The 18,310-nt window shown below is 54.4% G+C and carries 17 protein-coding genes; 11 read left to right on the forward strand and 6 right to left on the reverse strand.

Annotated elements, in window-relative coordinates:
* Positions 1–7 precede the first annotated feature (7 nt).
* Positions 8–457, forward strand: a complete 450-nt coding sequence (locus tag NSQ46_RS01270; protein WP_342576125.1) for a threonine/serine exporter family protein — start codon at positions 8–10, stop codon at positions 455–457.
* A 49-nt stretch (positions 458–506) separates the two neighbouring features.
* Here the strand turns inward: NSQ46_RS01270 and NSQ46_RS01275 are convergent, their stop codons facing one another.
* The 4 genes from NSQ46_RS01275 to NSQ46_RS01290 all read right to left on the reverse strand — a co-directional run bounded on the left by NSQ46_RS01275 (position 507) and on the right by NSQ46_RS01290 (position 5,228).
* On the reverse strand, positions 507–1,139 hold the full coding sequence (locus NSQ46_RS01275) for a response regulator transcription factor (protein WP_341342561.1): 633 nt from the start codon (positions 1,137–1,139) through the stop codon (positions 507–509).
* Entirely contained in the window at positions 1,105–3,375 is a 2,271-nt protein-coding gene (locus NSQ46_RS01280) for an ATP-binding protein (protein WP_342576127.1), read from the reverse strand. Before NSQ46_RS01280 ends, NSQ46_RS01275 begins: the two co-directional genes overlap by 35 nt.
* 70 nt (positions 3,376–3,445) lie before the next feature.
* Positions 3,446–4,258: a CPBP family intramembrane glutamic endopeptidase gene (locus NSQ46_RS01285; RefSeq protein ID WP_007128938.1), complete on the reverse strand. Its 813-nt coding sequence runs from the start codon at positions 4,256–4,258 to the stop codon at positions 3,446–3,448.
* Positions 4,259–4,595: 337 nt separating this feature from the next.
* Positions 4,596–5,228 (reverse strand): hypothetical protein, encoded by a 633-nt coding sequence (locus tag NSQ46_RS01290; RefSeq protein ID WP_342576130.1) that lies wholly within the window; start codon positions 5,226–5,228, stop codon positions 4,596–4,598.
* 273 nt (positions 5,229–5,501) lie between these two features.
* Between NSQ46_RS01290 and NSQ46_RS01295 the strand changes: the two genes are divergently transcribed.
* The 6 genes from NSQ46_RS01295 (at position 5,502) to NSQ46_RS01320 (ending at position 13,275) form a co-directional block, all read left to right on the forward strand.
* Positions 5,502–7,271 carry a LytS/YhcK type 5TM receptor domain-containing protein gene (locus NSQ46_RS01295; protein ID WP_210094057.1) on the forward strand — a complete coding sequence of 590 codons (1,770 nt, stop codon included), beginning with the start codon at positions 5,502–5,504 and terminating at the stop codon, positions 7,269–7,271.
* On the forward strand, positions 7,258–8,058 hold the full coding sequence (locus tag NSQ46_RS01300; RefSeq protein ID WP_028404045.1) for a LytTR family DNA-binding domain-containing protein: 801 nt from the start codon (positions 7,258–7,260) through the stop codon (positions 8,056–8,058). Before NSQ46_RS01295 ends, NSQ46_RS01300 begins: the two co-directional genes overlap by 14 nt.
* 465 nt (positions 8,059–8,523) lie before the next feature.
* On the forward strand, positions 8,524–8,829 hold the full coding sequence (locus tag NSQ46_RS01305) for a DUF485 domain-containing protein (protein WP_007128934.1): 306 nt from the start codon (positions 8,524–8,526) through the stop codon (positions 8,827–8,829).
* A gap of 4 nt (positions 8,830–8,833) precedes the next feature.
* A complete protein-coding gene (locus NSQ46_RS01310) occupies positions 8,834–10,345 on the forward strand; it encodes a cation acetate symporter (RefSeq protein WP_007128933.1) in 1,512 nt (503 codons plus the stop codon).
* A 128-nt stretch (positions 10,346–10,473) separates the two neighbouring features.
* The gene (locus tag NSQ46_RS01315; RefSeq protein WP_007128932.1) at positions 10,474–12,033 is read left to right on the forward strand and encodes a cation acetate symporter; all 1,560 of its coding nucleotides are present in this window, start codon (positions 10,474–10,476) and stop codon (positions 12,031–12,033) included.
* A gap of 90 nt (positions 12,034–12,123) precedes the next feature.
* Complete coding sequence (locus NSQ46_RS01320; RefSeq protein ID WP_342576134.1) at positions 12,124–13,275, forward strand: glycerate kinase; 1,152 nt, start codon at positions 12,124–12,126, stop codon at positions 13,273–13,275.
* Positions 13,276–13,480: 205 nt separating this feature from the next.
* Here NSQ46_RS01320 and NSQ46_RS01325 read toward each other — a convergent pair whose 3' ends face one another.
* Positions 13,481–14,362: a methyltransferase domain-containing protein gene (locus NSQ46_RS01325; RefSeq protein WP_342576136.1), complete on the reverse strand. Its 882-nt coding sequence runs from the start codon at positions 14,360–14,362 to the stop codon at positions 13,481–13,483.
* A gap of 341 nt (positions 14,363–14,703) precedes the next feature.
* Between NSQ46_RS01325 and NSQ46_RS01330 the strand changes: the two genes are divergently transcribed.
* From NSQ46_RS01330 to NSQ46_RS01345, 4 genes are all read left to right on the forward strand, one after another.
* Positions 14,704–15,441, forward strand: coding sequence for an HAD family hydrolase (locus NSQ46_RS01330; protein WP_342576138.1), 738 nt, complete (start codon positions 14,704–14,706; stop codon positions 15,439–15,441).
* A 261-nt stretch (positions 15,442–15,702) separates the two neighbouring features.
* On the forward strand, positions 15,703–16,020 hold the full coding sequence (locus NSQ46_RS01335) for a metalloregulator ArsR/SmtB family transcription factor (RefSeq protein ID WP_342576140.1): 318 nt from the start codon (positions 15,703–15,705) through the stop codon (positions 16,018–16,020).
* An 83-nt stretch (positions 16,021–16,103) separates the two neighbouring features.
* The gene (locus NSQ46_RS01340) at positions 16,104–16,601 is read left to right on the forward strand and encodes an SRPBCC domain-containing protein (protein WP_028404051.1); all 498 of its coding nucleotides are present in this window, start codon (positions 16,104–16,106) and stop codon (positions 16,599–16,601) included.
* Positions 16,602–16,726: 125 nt separating this feature from the next.
* Positions 16,727–17,128 carry a VOC family protein gene (locus NSQ46_RS01345; protein WP_028404052.1) on the forward strand — a complete coding sequence of 134 codons (402 nt, stop codon included), beginning with the start codon at positions 16,727–16,729 and terminating at the stop codon, positions 17,126–17,128.
* Positions 17,129–17,425: 297 nt separating this feature from the next.
* Here the strand turns inward: NSQ46_RS01345 and NSQ46_RS01350 are convergent, their stop codons facing one another.
* A complete protein-coding gene (locus NSQ46_RS01350) occupies positions 17,426–18,298 on the reverse strand; it encodes an AraC family transcriptional regulator (RefSeq protein WP_232239221.1) in 873 nt (290 codons plus the stop codon).
* Positions 18,299–18,310 lie beyond the last annotated feature (12 nt).

Here is an 18,310-nt window from a genome sequence, read left to right on the forward strand (position 1 = left end):
GAGGAGGATGGCCGTGATCGGCTTTTATATCCAGCAGCTCGTGACGAGCTTTATCGCTTCCGCCGCCTTCGGCATGATCTTCAACGCGCCGCGGAAAGCGCTGCTGCAATGCGGCTTTGCCGGGATGGTGGGCTGGCTGCTCTATATTTTGCTCCAGGATATGGCGGTCAAGCCGGTGACGGCCACGGTGGTGGCGGCCTTCTGCGTCACGATAATCAGCCACTTTTTTGCGAAGAAGTACAAGACCCCCATCATCGTCTTCAGCGTATCGGGCATCATCCCGCTCGTTCCGGGCGGGGTTGCTTACAATGCCCTCCGGCATGTGGCGGAGAATCAGTTCGATCAGGCCGTGCAGCTGGGGGCGCAGGCTTTTATGATCTCGGGCGCGATCGCGCTCGGGTTGCTGCTCTCGGAGGTCATCAACCAGGTGATCCGAAAATGGTCCGTTATGCGGTGAGCTGGGCTCTTTAAAATAAAGCGCGGTGCATAAGAATCCACCGGAATGTTCACTTATCCCCATCATGCAGCCGCTCCAGCAAACCCAGCTCATAGCCTTTAGAAACCGCACCAATCCTCGTCTTGACACCGAGTTTCCGGTTAATGGCCGTCATGTGGTATTCAACCGTCCGTTGACTCATCAACAACGCCGTTGCAATTTCCTTGTTTGTTTTCTCTAACGCGATGTGTTTTAACACCTCCCGTTCCGTCGGTGTCAACTGGTCGGTTCTGGGGAGAGCAGTCATCCGCTCCGATACCAACCGGTGACCGAGCAGGCTCTGCCGAATGGCATTCATGATTTGCGGGTAGGTCGCTTGCTTGGACAAATAGGCATGCACGCCGATCTCAAAAGCTTTATGTACATATTCGTCATACTCGTATCCCGATAATACGATCAGCTTGACTGAAATGCCATAAGTCCGTTTTAGCTCCTCCAGCACCTCGAATCCGTTCATGCCGGGCATCGAGATATCAATAACGACGACATCCGGATGCAGCAATGCGATTTGAGACAATAGTTCGCGAGGGTCATTGAATGTTCCGGCTACACGAATATCTGATTCTCGCTCAAGTCGATTTTTCAACCCCTCCATGACTAGTGGATGGTCATCCAGCAGTACCACCTTGATGGGCTGCTCCATGCTCTGAACTCCCTTCCTGCTTCGGCAGCCAAACGTGGACGTTTGTCCCGCGCCCGGTTGCCGAGTCAATATCGATATCACCCTTGAATTGTGCAACCTGGCTTCCGATCGTGGCGAGTCCGAATCCGCGCCCGCCTGCAGCAACCGGATCTATTCCGATGCCGTCATCTTTGATTTGACAGTGGACCGCGTCATGGGTTTCCCATAAACGTATAGTCAGATTGTCCGCCTTGGCATGTTTTAACGCATTGTTTGCAAGCTCCCGCACAATACGAAACAATGTGATCTTGTATAACGGAGATAGCGTTTCCGGCAGCCCATTCACGAGATTAGTCGTCGGCCCGCCATTCTCTTTAATCGTACGCATCAGCCAGCGCAGAGCGTCGCCCAGTCCCGCTTGATCGACGATATGTGGATACAAATCATCACAGAGCAGGCGGATGTCGCGCTGTGTATCGTAGAGACATTTCAACCAGATTGCGGTGTGCTGCTTGCTGCATTGTTGCGTATCATGCAATTCTTCCAGATCGCGGGAGAGAAAAATAAGGTTTTGCAAAACATGGTCATGCAAATAGTATGACGTTCGAACCTGCTTCGCTTCTTGCGCTTCCACTAGACGGTATTCGGATTGATCCCCGGTCAATGTGCCGCGTGCTTGACGCAGCTCATCAAGCAGGGCAGTGTTCGTCAGCAAACGAACGGTTTCCCGTCTCACCTTATCGATTAACCCGAGCTCCTCCGAGGTGAAAACGGTTCGGTTTTTTTTCGCGCCTAATCCCAAATAGCCTATGATCGGTTCGCCGGGTTGGACAACAAGGTCCAGCACCTGTTCGAAACCGTGTCCTGACAGCGCCTCCCGCGGAATTGGCTTGCCTGCATCGGCGAATTCCGTGATTTCCGCAAACCTCCCCGTTCCGTAGATGACGGCTTCAGTATCACGATTCCAGACAAAGCACAACCCCTCTATTTCCGTTACGCTATGGACAAGCTCTGCAGGCATACGCAGCAGGTCGCGGCTATTGCGGTGTTCTGCAAGCCGGATTGACATCTCCAGCCGTTGTCGGTCAAGCCGGTCTTCACGCCGCTCCCGTTGTCGCTTGATGCTGTTGATGCTCATCTGGTGCATCAGCACAAGGATAAGGAATGCGCCGCATAGCACAAGCGTTGTTTTGGAAGCGCTGCTGCGAATGAGAGCAGCGATCAAAATGAGCATCAGCCCGATATACAAGCTGTGTATGGCCAGTCGTGGAAGATAGAAGCGCATGTCGACCAGCTTCTGTCGTGCCAATAGCCACAATACGGAAGCTGGGAGGATCACAAGGCCGGTCAATGCCGTATCCGGGGGCATCATAAATTCACCCCACAGCAAATCGGGCAGCGCACACAGGAACAAATAGGGTAAAAGGCTGAAGGCCAGCGCGGCCGCAAACGTGAGCAGGCTGTTTTTCTCGGCACGGTCCATCGCTTTCCAATAGGCAGCCGCAATAGCGAATATAGCTAGAAATGTTGCGAACAGCCCCATATGGATGACGCTCCGTGTCCAACCTGGAATAACGCCCAGTGAGAAGATGACCAGGGCATACGCGGCGAACAATGCGGCCATCATCCGGTATAAGGCCAGCACCAGGCCGATCCACCGGGGAACAGATCGGAATACGAAGGAGATGAAAAAAGCCAACAACAGGTAAGGCAACGAGCTCGCCACCAACGGCATAATCCATCCGGTCAGCGTGTTCTCCGTCGAGTATACGGACAGCAGCGTCGCTGCCATGGATACATTCAGCGCATAAAACCGACGGACCATATGTGACTCGGGCTTTTTCCGGTAAGCCACCAGTCCGATGGCAAGCAGCGCCAGCTCCGCGCAACCGGTGAACAACCCCTTGTACACGTCTGATGATTTTGCGCTATTACGCATTTCAATCGTGCCCAGTCCATCACGCATGAACAGAAGCGTCCCCGATTGCTTCAAATATGACTGGCTGCCGAGCTCGATCATATCAATTGGTGCTTTGCCATCCACCGCGACGAGCTGATCCCCGATACGAACGCCCCATTGCGCTGCATGGCCTGCACGATCGACGGATGATACGATCCATGCGCCACGATCCTCGCGGAACAATAAACCGGTATATGGATTTTGAAGCGTAGCGACATGGATGTAGGCCGCTGCAACAAGGTATAAAAGGGCCGTTCCGTATATGACCCAGTTGTATTTCCGCAGAATAGTCGACAAGCTGCAACCCCCTTGCTGCCATTGTACTATCTTTTTTGCTGTGGATGAACGACAAACAGGTTTGATTGCGTCACACCCCTACCAGATAGAGTGTAATGGCTCCCCACAAAAAGTTGGTGAACAGATGGAACAGGATGGCTACATAAATATTTTTCCGCAGCTTGACTAAAATTTCGAATGGAGTAACGATTGCCAGAGGCAAGAGGGCCCAGTTGATGGGAGCCTGCCACATGTGGTAGAAATAGAAAATGAAGGAGATCCACAGCCAGTCAAACTTTAAGCGCCCCACTTTACGCAGCAGATAGCCACGGAAATAAATTTCTTCCCCGATGAAATTGCCGACAAGGCCGACCAGAAGCAGCGGTAACGGGAAATCGTAATATCCCTGGTTGAAAATATGCCATTCTCCCATATGAAGCGCAGAAAACCCGTTCAACCACTCAAACAGCGGTGTATACACATATCTCATGTAAGGCAGCGAAAGTATTGTGAACAGGACAGTCAAGAGGGGCAGAACGGTCAGTATTCCCTTCAGATCGAATTTTCCAAAACCAAGGTAAACAAGGGACTGTTTGAACGACAGCCCGTCTTTGAAGCGGAGCATCAAAAAAGGAAAGAGCATATGCCATCCGATCGACATCACGACGAGAGCAATAAACTGTACATAAACAGAGGATAGACCCGTCCACTTCATGAGCGGCTCACGCAACGGAAAGGTGAATAAGTACGCGATCAGACCGGGGAGAAGGCCAAGAAACAGATAGAACGCGATTTGCTTCTTCGTCTTGGCTTCATATGAGCGTACGAAACGGACATAATCAGGATCAGACAAATTGAAGAAATGAATAATTTTCTGATAGAACGTTGACGGCATTTTAGGCATAAGAATAACCCTCCACATAAGGATACCAATTCAATGGCTGTGTATGTTCCTTATTATAGAGGGCTTAGATTAGGAGGAAATCCGTATTCCCCAACGATTCCGGGGGGGAAGCACGCCGAATTTTTTGCGTGATCACGCAGCGGATTTTTGCCGGCCAACGTGGAATGAATTGAACTCGTACCCAAATCAACCATTTATTTCACCGTGATGCTCATATTGCCTAGTCCAGTTTAAAAAGATAGAATGTTCGACCCCCAGGGATCTCACAATGGATTTCAAGCTTTATCGCACATGTTAACGAGGGCGAAGGTCCTTAGCTGCTTTTTTTGGGAGGATCCTAATTATCAATTAAATCAATAACCTCAAAGATATCTTTGTTTAAAGTTGAAATAGCAGTCGTGTATTCGGATTTCGTAACAAATTCCTTAGGATAGCTCGTAATATTATACAGACTCATATCTTTTGTGGATTCTGAAGTTAATTGAGTACTTATTTTTGCGAGTAATCCTTCTATCTTTTCCCAATTATCAGGGAGCTTTGCGTTATCCCGTTGAGTAAAGAAATATCTGTTTAATTTATAGATCATCGTTTGTAAATTTTTATTCGTATCAACAATGTTATGAAGCTCATGATTATAATCATTGCTGTCCAAACCTTGGATTAACACTTCTAAATTTGAATAGTAATCAGTACTGTTTCCTATTAAAAATCCCTGTGACAATAAGAAGGCATCATTTGGTTTACTATACTTATCATTTTCTAGCTCCAATAACAATCTATACGTGCTTTGAATACGACTCGAATAATCCGTAAATATATTGTAGCTATTGTTATTGTCGTGGATCGGTTGAGAAGTTACAGGCAGTTTGTCCCCACCAACTCGGTTGGATACAACAAATTGGAGCAGGTTTGAAATCAGTACAAGTACGGTGGTTATTATAATCCAATTTAGTAAGTATCTTTTCTTCATTTCACTTCCCCCTTATCTTGCATTTGTTTTGCCTTTCACCAGACAAGAGCAGCCCTTTATCATTTTGCCATTCGCTTCATATATTCCTTTTTATTGTCTTCTCTGCAACCTGTGCCTTATAATCATCATGCATCAATTGAAAACGCATTCGCGTGGGAATGGAATCGAATTCATTCATAACCGTAACCAATCATGTAACCATAACCAGACATCAAAATGAGGCTAAGTAGCTGAAGCATAAGCCGTATTTTACGCGGGGAGAGGGAGGTTCCTATGCAGGAGCTTGCGCTCCATCTGTTCGAACGGATGGGCATGCTGCTCATCCTTGCCTTTATATTGACCCGAATTCCGCTGTTCCGCCAATTACTCGATCGGAAGGGGATATCGGGCGTTCAAAGCGTGTTTTACTCCTGCCTCTTCGGGCTCTTCGGCATTCTAGGCACGTATGCCGGGGTAGTTGTGGAGGAGGGGGGCATCAGCACCTCCTTTTGGCTGATGCCTCTGACGAAGGATCAGGCGCTGGCCCATGCCGCCCTGGTCGGCGTTGTGATCGGAGGATTGATGGGCGGTCCCCGAGTCGGCTTCGGCGGAGGTCTTCTGGCGGGAGCGCATCTTCTCTATATGGGCGGCTATACAGGACTGGCAGGTGCCATTACGGCACCGCTGATCGGCGTGCTTGCCGGCGGCGTCGCCCGCTTCTTCGCGCAGGAGCGGGTGGTCTCCCCGGCGAAGGCGCTGTTTGTCGGCATGTTTGCCGAGGTGCTGTTCATGGGTGTCATCCTGATCTGTGCTGAAGATTCCCTAAAGGCGATCGAGCTCGTAAATCTGATCGGTCTGCCGATGGTACTGACGAACAGCATCTCGATCGCCGTGTTCACGACGATGCTGCGGGTGGCGCTTGCCGAAGAGGAACGGGCCGCGGCGTACGAGACGGAGAAGGCGCTTCACATCGCCGAAGCAGCCCTTCCTCATCTGAAGCAAGGATTGACGTACCGGACGGCACAGGCGGTGGCCGATCTGCTGCTAAGGGAGCTCAAGACAACGACCGCCGTCGCGGTCACCGACACCGAGCGGCTCCTTGCCCATGCGGGGGCGGCCAGCCGGACCATTGAGCCAGGAGAAGAGATCAGCTCCTCTATGGCGAAAAAAGTGATCGCAACCGGCGAGCTCCACGTAGTGGATCATGCCGAGGATATCCAGCCGCAGCATCCGTCGCTCGGCGCCGCGATCCTCGTCCCAATGCTGGAAGGAAGCCAGATCGTCGGCGTCATCCAGCTGTACTTCAAGCGGCCTCAGGATATCGGGCGGGTCGAGCTGGCGATGGCCCGGGGGCTGGGCCAGCTGATCTCTTATCAGCTTGGCGCCACCTCCCACGAGAATATGGCCAAGCTCATGAAAGAGGCGGAGCTGAAGCTGCTCCAAGCCCAGATCCACCCGCATTTTCTGTATAATACGCTGAATGCGATTCACTCCCTGATTCGCTCGGACCCGCAGCTGGCGAGGCATGCGACGATGCAGCTGGGCGCGTTCATGCGTCTGAATGCCAAGCTAATGGCCTCGCGTGCCACGACGGTCCGCGAGGAAATGGAGCTCTTGCGTGCCTACCTGGACATTATTCAGATCCGGTTCGAGGACCAGTTCAATTTTCATTGCGAGCTTGAGCCGGGACTCGAGGAGCTGCAAATACCGCCCGCCACGCTCCAAATGCTGGTCGAGAACAGCATCAAGCACGGCCTGCGCAATACGGCCAGCGGCGGTCTCATTAAGCTCACGCTCAGGCGCGACGGGGATATGGCTGTCGTCCTGCTGGAGGACAACGGCTCAGGCATATCGCCGGTCTTGCTCGAGCGTCTCGGAGAACGGCCGCTTCACGAGAGCGGCGGGACGGGAATCGGCATTTACAATATCAATCAGCGGCTTATGGGAATGTACGGCCGGGAAGCCAGGCTTATCATCGAAAATGTTGCGGAGGGCGGATTGCGCATATCGTTTCGCATCCCCTGCAGCGTATTGGAAGGGAGTCGTTGCCGTGAAGCGAATTAAAGTGATGATCGCTGAAGATGAACGGCTGGCAAGGGAAGAGCTGGCCTATTTGCTCGAGCAAGAGCCGGATATCGAGATGCTGCCTTATGCGGCGAGCGGAAGGGAGCTGCTGGAGCTCGCTGCGCAGTGGCAGCCCGATGTCGTATTCCTCGATGTCCATATGCCGGAGCTGGAAGGCCTGCAGGCTGCGCGGATGCTCAAAGCCTCGCCGCACTCGCCGCTTATCGTGTTCACGACCGCTTATGACGAATATGCCGTTGAGGCATTCGGCCTGAATGCGATCGATTATTTGCTGAAGCCATACAGTCATATCCGCTTTAAGGAATCGCTCGAGCGGATCCGCGCCAGGTATGCCGGAAGTCAGGGACTGTCAGGCGCGACTGTGCCTGCAGCCGTCCATGCACGACCGGGGGGTCTGCAGCCGCCGGAAGCCAAGGCCGGCAAAATGAGCGGATTGCTGCTTCTGGACGACGGCGACAAGCATGTGCTGGTCGATCCCGAGGCGATTCTTTACGCCGTTAGGGAAGAGCGGATCGTCGCCATTCACACGGCGGAAGGACAGCGGATCATGAGCAAGCAGACCTTGCAGGAGCTGGAAGAGCGACTGACCGGCTATTCGTTCTTTCGGCCGCACCGGAGCTATCTGGTGAACGTGAACCGCATTGCCGAGCTGTCGCCCTGGACGAACGGGGCTTATAACATTGTCATGAAAGACGAGACGCGGACGGTGATCCCGCTATCCAGAGAGGCGGCTAAGGATTTATTCCGGCTGCTGCGAAAAGCGTAGACCTTTAACGCCACCCGGACTCATGGAGCGTTCCGTCCCAGTGTTAGGGCAGAATGCATTTCGATGCAGGTTGCTTCTCTGGGCGACGGCAGCACGCGCTCCATGCAGCCACTTCCCCCTGCGTCGGCAGCACACACTCAATGCAGTCGTTTCCACCTGCGTCGGTAGAATGCATCTGATACGGGAATGCTTCCCCTTGGCGTCAGCTGAATACGTGTTCGATCACGCTGAGCCATTTCCCCCCCTGTATCGGCTAACGCTTCACGAATGTGAATTTGCCGTCTGGAAAGCGGTGGTAAACGACACTTTCCAGACGGCAAATTCGGCGTTTCGCGCAGCTCATCCGACGCTTTGCGCAGGAGCGGTAGTAGGAGCCGCGGCTGCCGTATATAATCGATTTAAAGCGCTTACAATCGAAAAGGCGCAGGTTAATCCGAATTTCCGCCATGGATGGAGGGGAAAGTAATGGAAGCGAAGGAAAAAGGCTATACGGAAGTATGGCACTCGGACAAATTCAAAACGCTGCTCTCCCGCAAGAAACGATTCATTGTCCCGATGACGGTATTTTTCCTGCTGTTTTATTTCGCATTGCCGATTCTTACGTCATACACCGACGTGCTGAATCGTCCGGCCGTAGGACCGATCACGTGGGCCTGGGTGTTTGCGTTCGCGCAGTTCATCATGACTTGGGTCTTGTGCATCCTATACTCCCGCAAGGCTTCGCAGTTCGACCGAATTGCCGATGAGATCAAAAAGGATATGGGGGCATAGGCATATGGCGATTGCTTTGTTTTGCGGTATTGTGCTGCTGACGCTTGTCATTACGTATTTCGCTGCCAAAAAGACGACCAATACGAGCGATTTCTACACGGCGGGAGGAGGACTCAAGGGCTGGCAGAACGGCACGGCCATCGCCGGGGACTACATGTCGGCGGCATCCTTCCTCGGCATCGCCGGCTCGATCGCGCTGGTCGGCTTCGACGGCTTCTTCTATAGTATCGGCTTCCTGGTCGCTTATCTGGTCGTGTTGTACCTTGTGGCCGAACCGCTTCGGAATCTGGGCAAGTATACCGTAGCGGATATGATCGCCGCCCGCTTTGCAGACAAGAAGGTACGCGGCGTCGCTGCGCTCAACACGATCTCGATCTCCATCTTCTATATGATTGCGCAGCTGGTCGGCGCGGGGGCGCTGATTAAGCTGCTGCTCGGTCTGGACTACGTGACGTCCGTACTGATCGTCGGCGTGCTGATGACCATCTATGTCGTGTTCGGAGGCATGCATGCCACCAGCTGGGTGCAGATCTCCAAAGCGGTGCTGCTGATGGCCGGAACCTTCATCATCTCGATCATCGTATTTGCGAAATTCGACTTCAGCCTGACGAATATGTTCGAGCATATGAAGACGGCCACACCGCTGAAGGAGGCCTTCCTGAATCCCGGCAACAAGTACAAAATCCCGCTTGAGACGCTCTCGCTGAACCTGGCGCTCGTGCTCGGCACGGCCGGATTGCCGCATATTTTGATCCGTTTCTTCACCGTCAGAGACGCGAAGACGGCTCGCAGCTCCGTCGTCTACGCCACATGGATCATCGGCATCTTCTACGTGATGACGATTTTCCTCGGCTTCGGTGCTGCTGCCTTCGTCGGGGCGTCCGATATTACCGCAGTCGACAATGCGGGCAACATGGCCGCCCCGCTGCTGGCCAAGGTCATCGGCGGCGACTTCTTGTTCGCCCTCATCTCGGCCGTTGCCTTCGCTACGATCCTCGCGGTCGTAACCGGCCTCGTGCTGTCGGCGGCATCGGCGTTCGCCCACGACTTCTACGGGCAAATCCTGCGCCGCGGAAGCGCATCGGAGAAGGAGCAGCTCAAGATGGCGCGTTATGCCTCGATCGGCGTATCCGTCGTCTCGATCCTGCTGGCCCTGTTTGCGCAGAAGATGAACGTCGCGTTCCTCGTCTCGCTTGCTTTTGCGGTCGCGGCCAGCGCGAACCTGCCGGTTATCCTGTTCACGGTATTCTGGAAAAGGTTCAATACGGCCGGCGCGATCACCGGCATGCTGACCGGACTGATCAGCACGGTTATCCTCGTCGCGCTCAGCCCGAATATATGGGATCCGGCGGGCAAGGCCATTCTGATCGGGGAGCCGCTGTTCCCGATGAGCAATCCGGGCATTGTCTCCATTCCGCTCGGATTCCTGGCCGCCTACGTCGGCACATTCCTATCCTCCTCCAAGGACGATGCGAAGTATGCCGAAGTGCTGGTGAAGGCGAATACGGGCGCATAAGCAGCGCCGATTGTACTTCATATGGGCTCAGATTTCAAAAATGGGTGGTCTTCTATCTGCATTTTAGCAGGAGGGTCACCCTTTTTTTGTCATCTTATCGTAAAATGATAGAAGGAGCTTAAGCGTATATGAATAAGGAGGCCTGGTACGTGAACATATCCGGCATCGTTTTTTTTCTGGCGATCGTCATCGGGACGCTTATGATGACGTATTACGCTGCGGGAAGGACAACCAGCACGAACGATTTCTACGCGGCAGGCAACCGGCTGAACGGCCTCCAGAACGGGCTGGCCATCTCGGGAGACTATATAAGCGCCGCGTCCTTTCTAGGCATTGCGGGCTCGATTGCGGTGTACGGCTTTGACGGATTTTTCTATTCGATCGGATTTCTGGCCTCCTATGTGATTGTGCAATACCTCATCGCCGAGCCGCTTCATAATTTGGGCCGGTATACGATGGCGGATGCGGTTGCGGTCCGGTTCAGAGAGAGACGGCTGCGCGGATTAATCGCGCTCAATAACCTGATGATCACGGTCTTTTATATGATTGCTCAGTTGGTCGGAGCAGGCTGGCTTGTCCATTTGCTGTTCGGCCTGGAGACCTCATGGGCCATCGTGCTTGTCGGCGGTCTGATGACCGTATATGTTACCTTCGGCGGCATGCTTGCAACCTCCTGGGTGCAGATCGTGAAGTCTATTCTGCTGGTGAGCAGCACGCTAATGATCAGCCTTATCGTGCTGTCACGGTTTGATTGGGATCTGTTGGGGCTGTTTGCCTCCATGGAGCATGGAACACCGCTCAAGGAACAGTTCCTGAAGCCGGGGAATATGTTTGATCACCCGCTGGATATGATCTCATTCAACATGGCGCTGGTACTGGGCACGGCCGGACTACCGCACATCATCGCCCGCTTTTATACGGTTAGGGATCCGCGCGCGGTTCGGCTGTCGGTGAAGACGGCGACCGTGACGATCAGCATCTTCTACGTGATGACGATCTTCCTCGGCTTCGGGGCGGCTGCCTTCGTGGATTGGTCCGCGCTGTCGGAGCGGGTGGAGCTGGCGATTCCGCTGCTGGCCAGCGCACTCGGGGGCGAGTTTCTCATGGCATTCGTATCGGCGGTCGCGTTCGCCACGATTTTGGCCGTGATCTCCGGTCTCGTGCTCACCGCCTCATCGGCCTTTGCCCATGATGTGTACAGCAGCATTTTCCGCAGCGGGCAGGCGAGCGAGGCACAGCAAATGAAGGTGGCCAAGCTGTCTGCGATCGTGGTCGGCGCGGCTTCCATTGTGCTCGCGCTCGGAGCGCAGAAGCTGAATGTCGCCTTCCTTGTTTCGTTTGCCTTCGCGGTTGCGGCCTCGGCGAACTTGCCCGTGCTGCTGTTCACCCTATTCTGGCGCGGCTTTAACGCCTTCGGCGCGATGGCGAGCATTACCTGCGGGCTGGTATCGTCCCTTGCGCTCATCGCGATCGGCCCGAACGTCATGGACCCGGTTACGGGCTGGATCCGGGCCGAGGCGATATTTCCGCTGAAGCATCCGGGGATCGTCTCGATTCCGATCGGGTTCGCCGGCGGCATCCTCGGCACGCTGCTGGCACGCAGAACCAGCTCGAGGGGACAGTTCGAGATCATGCAGACGATCGCTCATGTCGCCCCGGACGAGATCCGAACGCGGGAAGCAGGTTGAAAAGGACTAAGGGGATTCATGACCGGAACAATCAAAAGACGCCTGAAGCGGCAAAGAGACTTGAAATTATGAGGATTGGCAGGGGATAACGTGAAACGGGACTACGTCATTGTGCTGGCGCCTGACTCCTTCAAAGAGAGTTTGACAGCCAAGGAAGTATGTGAAGCGATGGAACGCGGCATCAAGAAGGGAAGTCCGGATGTCACCTGCATTCATGTGCCTATGGCGGACGGCGGAGAAGGAACGATGCAATCCCTCGTGGATGCGACAGGTGGTACGGTTTATACCCGAAGGGTGACGGGTCCGATGGGGCATCCGGTAATGGCCTCGTACGGCATTTCCGGCGACGGCAGCACCGGCATCCTCGAAATGGCCAGTGCCAGCGGGATTCATCTCGTGCCGCCGGCGGAGCGGAATCCGCTGGCGGCGACGACCTACGGGACGGGGGAGCTGATCAGAGCCTGCCTGGGCCACGGAATCCGCAAGCTGCTGGTCGGCATCGGCGGCAGTGCTACGAATGATGGCGGAGCCGGAGTAGTGCAGGCGCTGGGCGGCAGACTGCTGGATGCGGAAGGCAAGGAGCTTGACTATGGCGGAGGGGAGCTGGGGCGCCTTGCTAGGGTTGACTTGTCGGGCTTCGATTCCCGTCTTCAGGATGTGCAGGTGGAGGTTGCTTGTGACGTCACGAACCCGCTTTGCGGGGAGACGGGGGCCTCCAGCGTGTTTGGGCCTCAGAAAGGGGCGACTCCGGATATGATCCGAATTTTAGATCGCAATCTCCGCCATTATGCCGAGGTGATTAAGCAGGAGCTCGGCAAGGATATTGCAGACGTACCGGGTGCCGGGGCCGCGGGCGGACTGGGCGGAGGTTTGATGGCTTTCCTGAACGGGAACCTAAGGAAGGGGATCGAAATGGTCGTCGATTTCACCGGACTGGAGGACAGAATCCGGCAGGCCGATATGGTATGGACCGGAGAAGGCGCGATGGATTTCCAGACGCAGTACGGCAAAACGCCGCTTGGCGTTGCCCAGGTTGCGAAGCGGCACGGCAAGCCGGTCGTGGCGCTGGCTGGGCGGGTCGGCGACGGAGCCGAGGTCCTGTACGGCCTGGGAATTGATGCGATATTCGGGATTATGCCAGGCGCTTCCACATTGGAGGAGGCGCTGGCGGGCGGGAGGCGGAATGTGGAGAGAACCTCGGAGAATATCATCCGCCTGATGCAGGCGATGAACCGGAGATGATCCTGGCCGGTTGACTGGTTGGCCGGCTGGCTTGGCATTCCGTTTGAATTTAGCCCAGCAACCGTGTGCAACTCCCGGTGCGCACTTTAGTGATGACTTCCTGCACGATGTTCGTCCTCGCCCGGACGACCTGATATGTTAACAACAGCAGGGGCAGCTTCTTCTTACGGGAGAGGCTGCCCCTGCTGCTGTCATGCTGCCCAGGTTATTTAATGCCGATTCGCATGCGGTAGCTGAGCATGAGCGGAAGGGTTCGTTCCTGGAAATACTCCTTCACCATCGCTTGGAATGACGCGATCTTCTCGTGAAGCTCGGGTTGATTTAACTTGAAGACGGTTTGGATGGCGCCTTGGCTGACGGCAAGCCCGGTGTAACGGTCTGCGGTAAACGGCTCGACGTGATGGAAAACGATTTCCTTGGAGAACCGGAACAGTCCGCTCTCCCGGATATGCTTCAAATGCTCGTTTTTATCCCCTTTGTAAGCCTGATCCTCCGGATTGACGCGGCGGTCGATGATGTCATCGGCCAGCCGGATCAGCTCATGATAAGCATGCTCGATTCTCCAGGTGAGGCTGGGCGGCCAGTCACAGTCGTAGGTGGCGAATACGCCCTCCTCGCGCAGCACGCGTGCGGCCTCCTTTAAAGTACTGGCAGGCTCCATCCAGTGAAAGGACTGGGAGCAGGTAATGATGTCCGCAGCCCCATCCGGCAGCGCCAGCTGATTCGAATAGCCGGAGACGAAGGTAATGGCGCCCGATTGAGCATGGCCGTCAGCCCCCTGCTCCGTGAGGGACTGCAATTTGGCGAGAGCCTTTCCCCGCATATCATCGTTAGGCTCAACGCCGATAATCCGGTCCGCAGCGTCCTTCCATACAAAAGACGACAATCCGGTCCCGCAGCCCAGATCGACGACAAGCGAAGGTCTGCGGCTCAGATATCCGGTGAGCAGGGTAACGACCTCCTCCGGCGCCTCCGGGCGGTGCCGGTCATAGGTGTCTTCGAAGCCGCTAAAGCGCTGCACGTTGCTGACACGGTTGCCTTCGGGAACGGAGTCCCCTTGCCATATTTCGGTCAAGTCCTTGGTCATAAGCGATTCATCTCCTTTTTCGTTTCTCGATGGAACTGGCTGCTCATTCGTTTGTAACTATCTTATCATAGCGGAGGAACATATTTACAGATGGAGCGGGGAGTGGGGCGCGCCATTGGTAAACAGGGGTTCATCCCTAAAGGAGGGGGACATGGCCTTAAGCAGCTGGCGGCCCGGGTGGGGTGGTGTGACAGGAGGTCCAGCATGTACAATAGAGGAATTAGAAGATCAGGGTGGCAGGGAACCGGTCACAGATGATTTTACCGGCAAGCATACCATATTGATGTGGATGCATGATCCCGATAGAGACAAGCGACCCGATGATAGGAAGAGGGATGAGCATGACTGGGCAATCAAAACGGAAAGGGATTTTCTTTGATGTAGATGATACGTTATACGACCATTTGGCACCGTTTCGGGATGCACTGCAGGCGATTGTGCAGCCCCGGGAATCCTTCCCATATGAAAAGGCCTACCACCGGATGCGGTATTACAGCGACCGGTTATCCGAAGAGCTTGGAGGGGCCGGTACGGCGGCTTACGGGGACGCGGTTGAGGATATGAGAACCCGCCGCTTTCAGCTGGCCTTGGCGGAGTTCGGGATACAGCTGACCCGTGAGGAAGCCGAAGCGGTTCAGCGGGCGTATCTAGGACGGCAATATGAGATTACCATGTTCGATGGCGCTCGCGAGCTGCTTCAGACATTGAAGGATGCCGGGCATCTTGTAGGGTTAATAACGAACGGGCCGGCAGACCATCAGATGAACAAAATTACGGCCATGAAGCTGGGGGATCTGATTCCGCAGGAGCGCATATTCGTATCCGGGGCGGTCGGATGGGACAAGCCGGATGCCCGGATCTTCCGTCACGTGAACGAACGGACGGGGACCATGCCGGAACGCTGTTATTATATCGGAGATTCCTGGCGCAATGACGTGGTCGGCGCCCTGGCGGCCGGCTGGCATGTCATTTGGTTTAATCACCGTGGGGTTGAGCCTGAATCGGAGCATAAGCCCCATCATGTGGCGACCAGCTATGAGGAGCTCGGACGTATGCTTAACGGGCTTTTAGGTTCTTAAGATACTCTCCTCTTTATATCTCGAAACATTCCTTAAGCGGCGGTCCAGAGGGCTGCCAGATAAACCGCACCGTGCGTGGGTGTCAGCGCGCGGTGCTTGGCTCATATGAAAGTAAAAGGCTTCGTTCTTCCGGCATCGCTGGACGAATCGGGTTGAAGAGACAGCTCATATTTTTACGATATATATTCAACCAAATGGTTGACTTTTAATTTGCGATCCCCTATAGTTAACCATATGGTTGAACATAATGATGAGAAACAATTGGATCATATCTTTCACGCGCTGGCCGATCCGACCCGGAGACAGATGGTTCGGATGATCGCTTCGCGGGAACGGACGGTGTCCGAGCTGGCCGAGCCCTTCGACATGTCGCTGGCCGCCGCTTCCAAGCATATTAAGGTGCTGGAGCGCTCCGGCCTGCTGGAACGAACGGTTCAGGGCCGGATCCATACCTGCCGGCTCAATGGGGATGTCATGGCCAGGGCGCTTGAATGGCTTCGATTCTATGAGCGCTTCTGGACGCGACAGTTCGACGCGCTGGAGCGCGAGCTCTATAAAGCGAAGAAGGAGGAGCATTAAAGGGTTGCACCTCGCTCGAGGAGGTAACGATGGTAACAGGAAGGCCTGATGATTTTGAATGCAGAAAGGGATGAGTTCCAGCTATGGAGAATGCTTCGACAACGACTCTGGTCATGAAGCGCATATTTCAAGTGAGCCCCGAGCGGGTGTTTGACGCCTGGCTGAATCCGGAAATGATGCGGAAGTGGCTATTTACGATGGAGGCGACCAATAAGATCGCCAGAAACGAGCCTCATGTCGGCGGCACTTGGGAGATAGTCGACCATCGCGGAGGGAAGGATTACCGGGCGATCGGAGAATATCGGGAGATCGATCCGCCCCGCAGGCTGGTCTTCACCTTCAGAATGCCGCAATTCAGCGATACCGAGGATATCGTCACCATCGAGCTGAAGCCGGTTGAGGAAGGCTGCGAGATGACGTTTACGCAGGTGATCGTCGTGCCGCATGAGGAAGGCTGGACCGCGGAGGACGTGGAGCGGGCGCTGCATGAGTACAACAGCTCTTCGGAACACGGCTGGAGCCTGATGTTTGGAGGGCTGAAGCAGCTCTTGGAGACGGGTACGATCGAATTTCCTTCATAAAGACCTGATGGTTGGAGTTTTCCCACCACGCGCAAATTGAGAAATAGGGCAAGGATGGGTGTTTGAAAAGACCGCAAGCTGCTTTAACCGATGTTATCCATTCGATAAGAAGAGGGGTTTGAAAGATGAACAAAGCGACGCCGTTTTTGATGTTTCAAGGGAATGCGGAGGAAGCGATGACGTTCTATACGTCCTTGATTGAGGATTCGGAGATCACGAGCATCACGCGGTACGGTCCCGGACAGCCGGGAGAAGAAGGAAGCGTCATGCACGCCGTCTTTACCTTGAAGGGACAGCCCTTCATGTGCATCGACAGCAACGTGAAGCATGACTTTACGTTCACGCCTTCGTTCTCCATCTATCTGACCTGCGATTCGGACGAGGAGATCGATCGGCTGTATAGCCTATTGCTGGACGGCGGAGGACCGTTGATGCCGCTGGGCAATTACGGCTTTAGCCGCAAATTCGGCTGGATCGTGGACAAGTTCGGCGTATCGTGGCAGCTGGATCTTCCGGCTGAAGCTTAATATTGCCGCTAAGCTTGTGCGAAGAGGAGCTTCTTTCCGCAATTCTTTGCAGCCTCAAAGCCGCCGGATGTGCTGACATGCGACGTAGGCATTTTAGCCCCAGGCTTGGCCTTTCCATAGGAACCTTCATGTGATTTGAATGCCACAGAACCGCCCGGGCGCTTAGCCCGGGCGGTTTTTTAGTGTGATTTATAGAGGATGAGGGCGACCGAAGGACCATTTTACGTACGTGCCCCACTTGCAATTCAATGGCTCATCCAATATGTAATCCAATCTCACATCGATCAGCTATCCCCCCTATTCGGTATACTGCTTCCTGTATTGCAACGGGGATATGCCAAAGCGTGCCGAGAATCGGCGCGTGAAATAGGGAGGGTACTGGAAGCCGACATGCTCGGCGATGCGGGACACGGGCCAACGGGTGGTCAGCAGTAGCCTTTTCGCTTGATCCAGGCGATACTGCAGCAGGTATTCGGACGGCGTCACCCCGTGGGATTCCTTCATGCAGCGCGTCAGGTAATTGTAGTGAAAATGAAGACTCTCGGATAGACGGCCATTGCTGATCGGTTCCCGGTAATGCATTTTGATGAACGATTCGATTTGTTCGGCCACCTTGCGTGCACGGGATTGCTCCTGCCCGGCCCTTGACTGGTCCAGCAGCTGCATGAGCTCGATAAACAGCGACTGCTCCCTCCATAAGGCAATGGAGCGCGGCTCCGTCGCGAGGAGGTGGAGCGATTCGAACAGCTGATAGGCTTGATCCGGGTATGGGACATGAGCCAGCTTCGGCAGGAATATGCTGTGTGAAATGCTGCCTGAATGTGTGGGACTATCCGCTGCCGCTTGAAAATGCAGCCAGTAAAAATAAGTCTCCTCCCTGCATGCCTGCACCGCATAGTGATAGGCATCCGGCAGCAGGATGACCAGATCTCCAGCGTGCAGCTCCCACTGCTCCTCCTCCTCGCCGAGGTACAGACAGCCGCTTCGCACGAGGATGAGATCATATACGCCAAGATTTCTCCGATTCGGGTGCTGATCCCCTGCGGCATACAAGGTTGAACCGGATTCAAGGTAGTAGGGCGGGGGCAGGGATGGAATGGATAGAATATTCGAATCGGCCAGCTCAATCACCTCAATGCATGTGTGAAATCGTATAAAAAACTGGGTCATATCCTTTATCGC

Source organism: Paenibacillus sp. FSL M8-0142, assembly GCF_038597315.1.
Taxonomy (GTDB): domain Bacteria; phylum Bacillota; class Bacilli; order Paenibacillales; family Paenibacillaceae; genus Paenibacillus_AQ; species Paenibacillus_AQ lactis.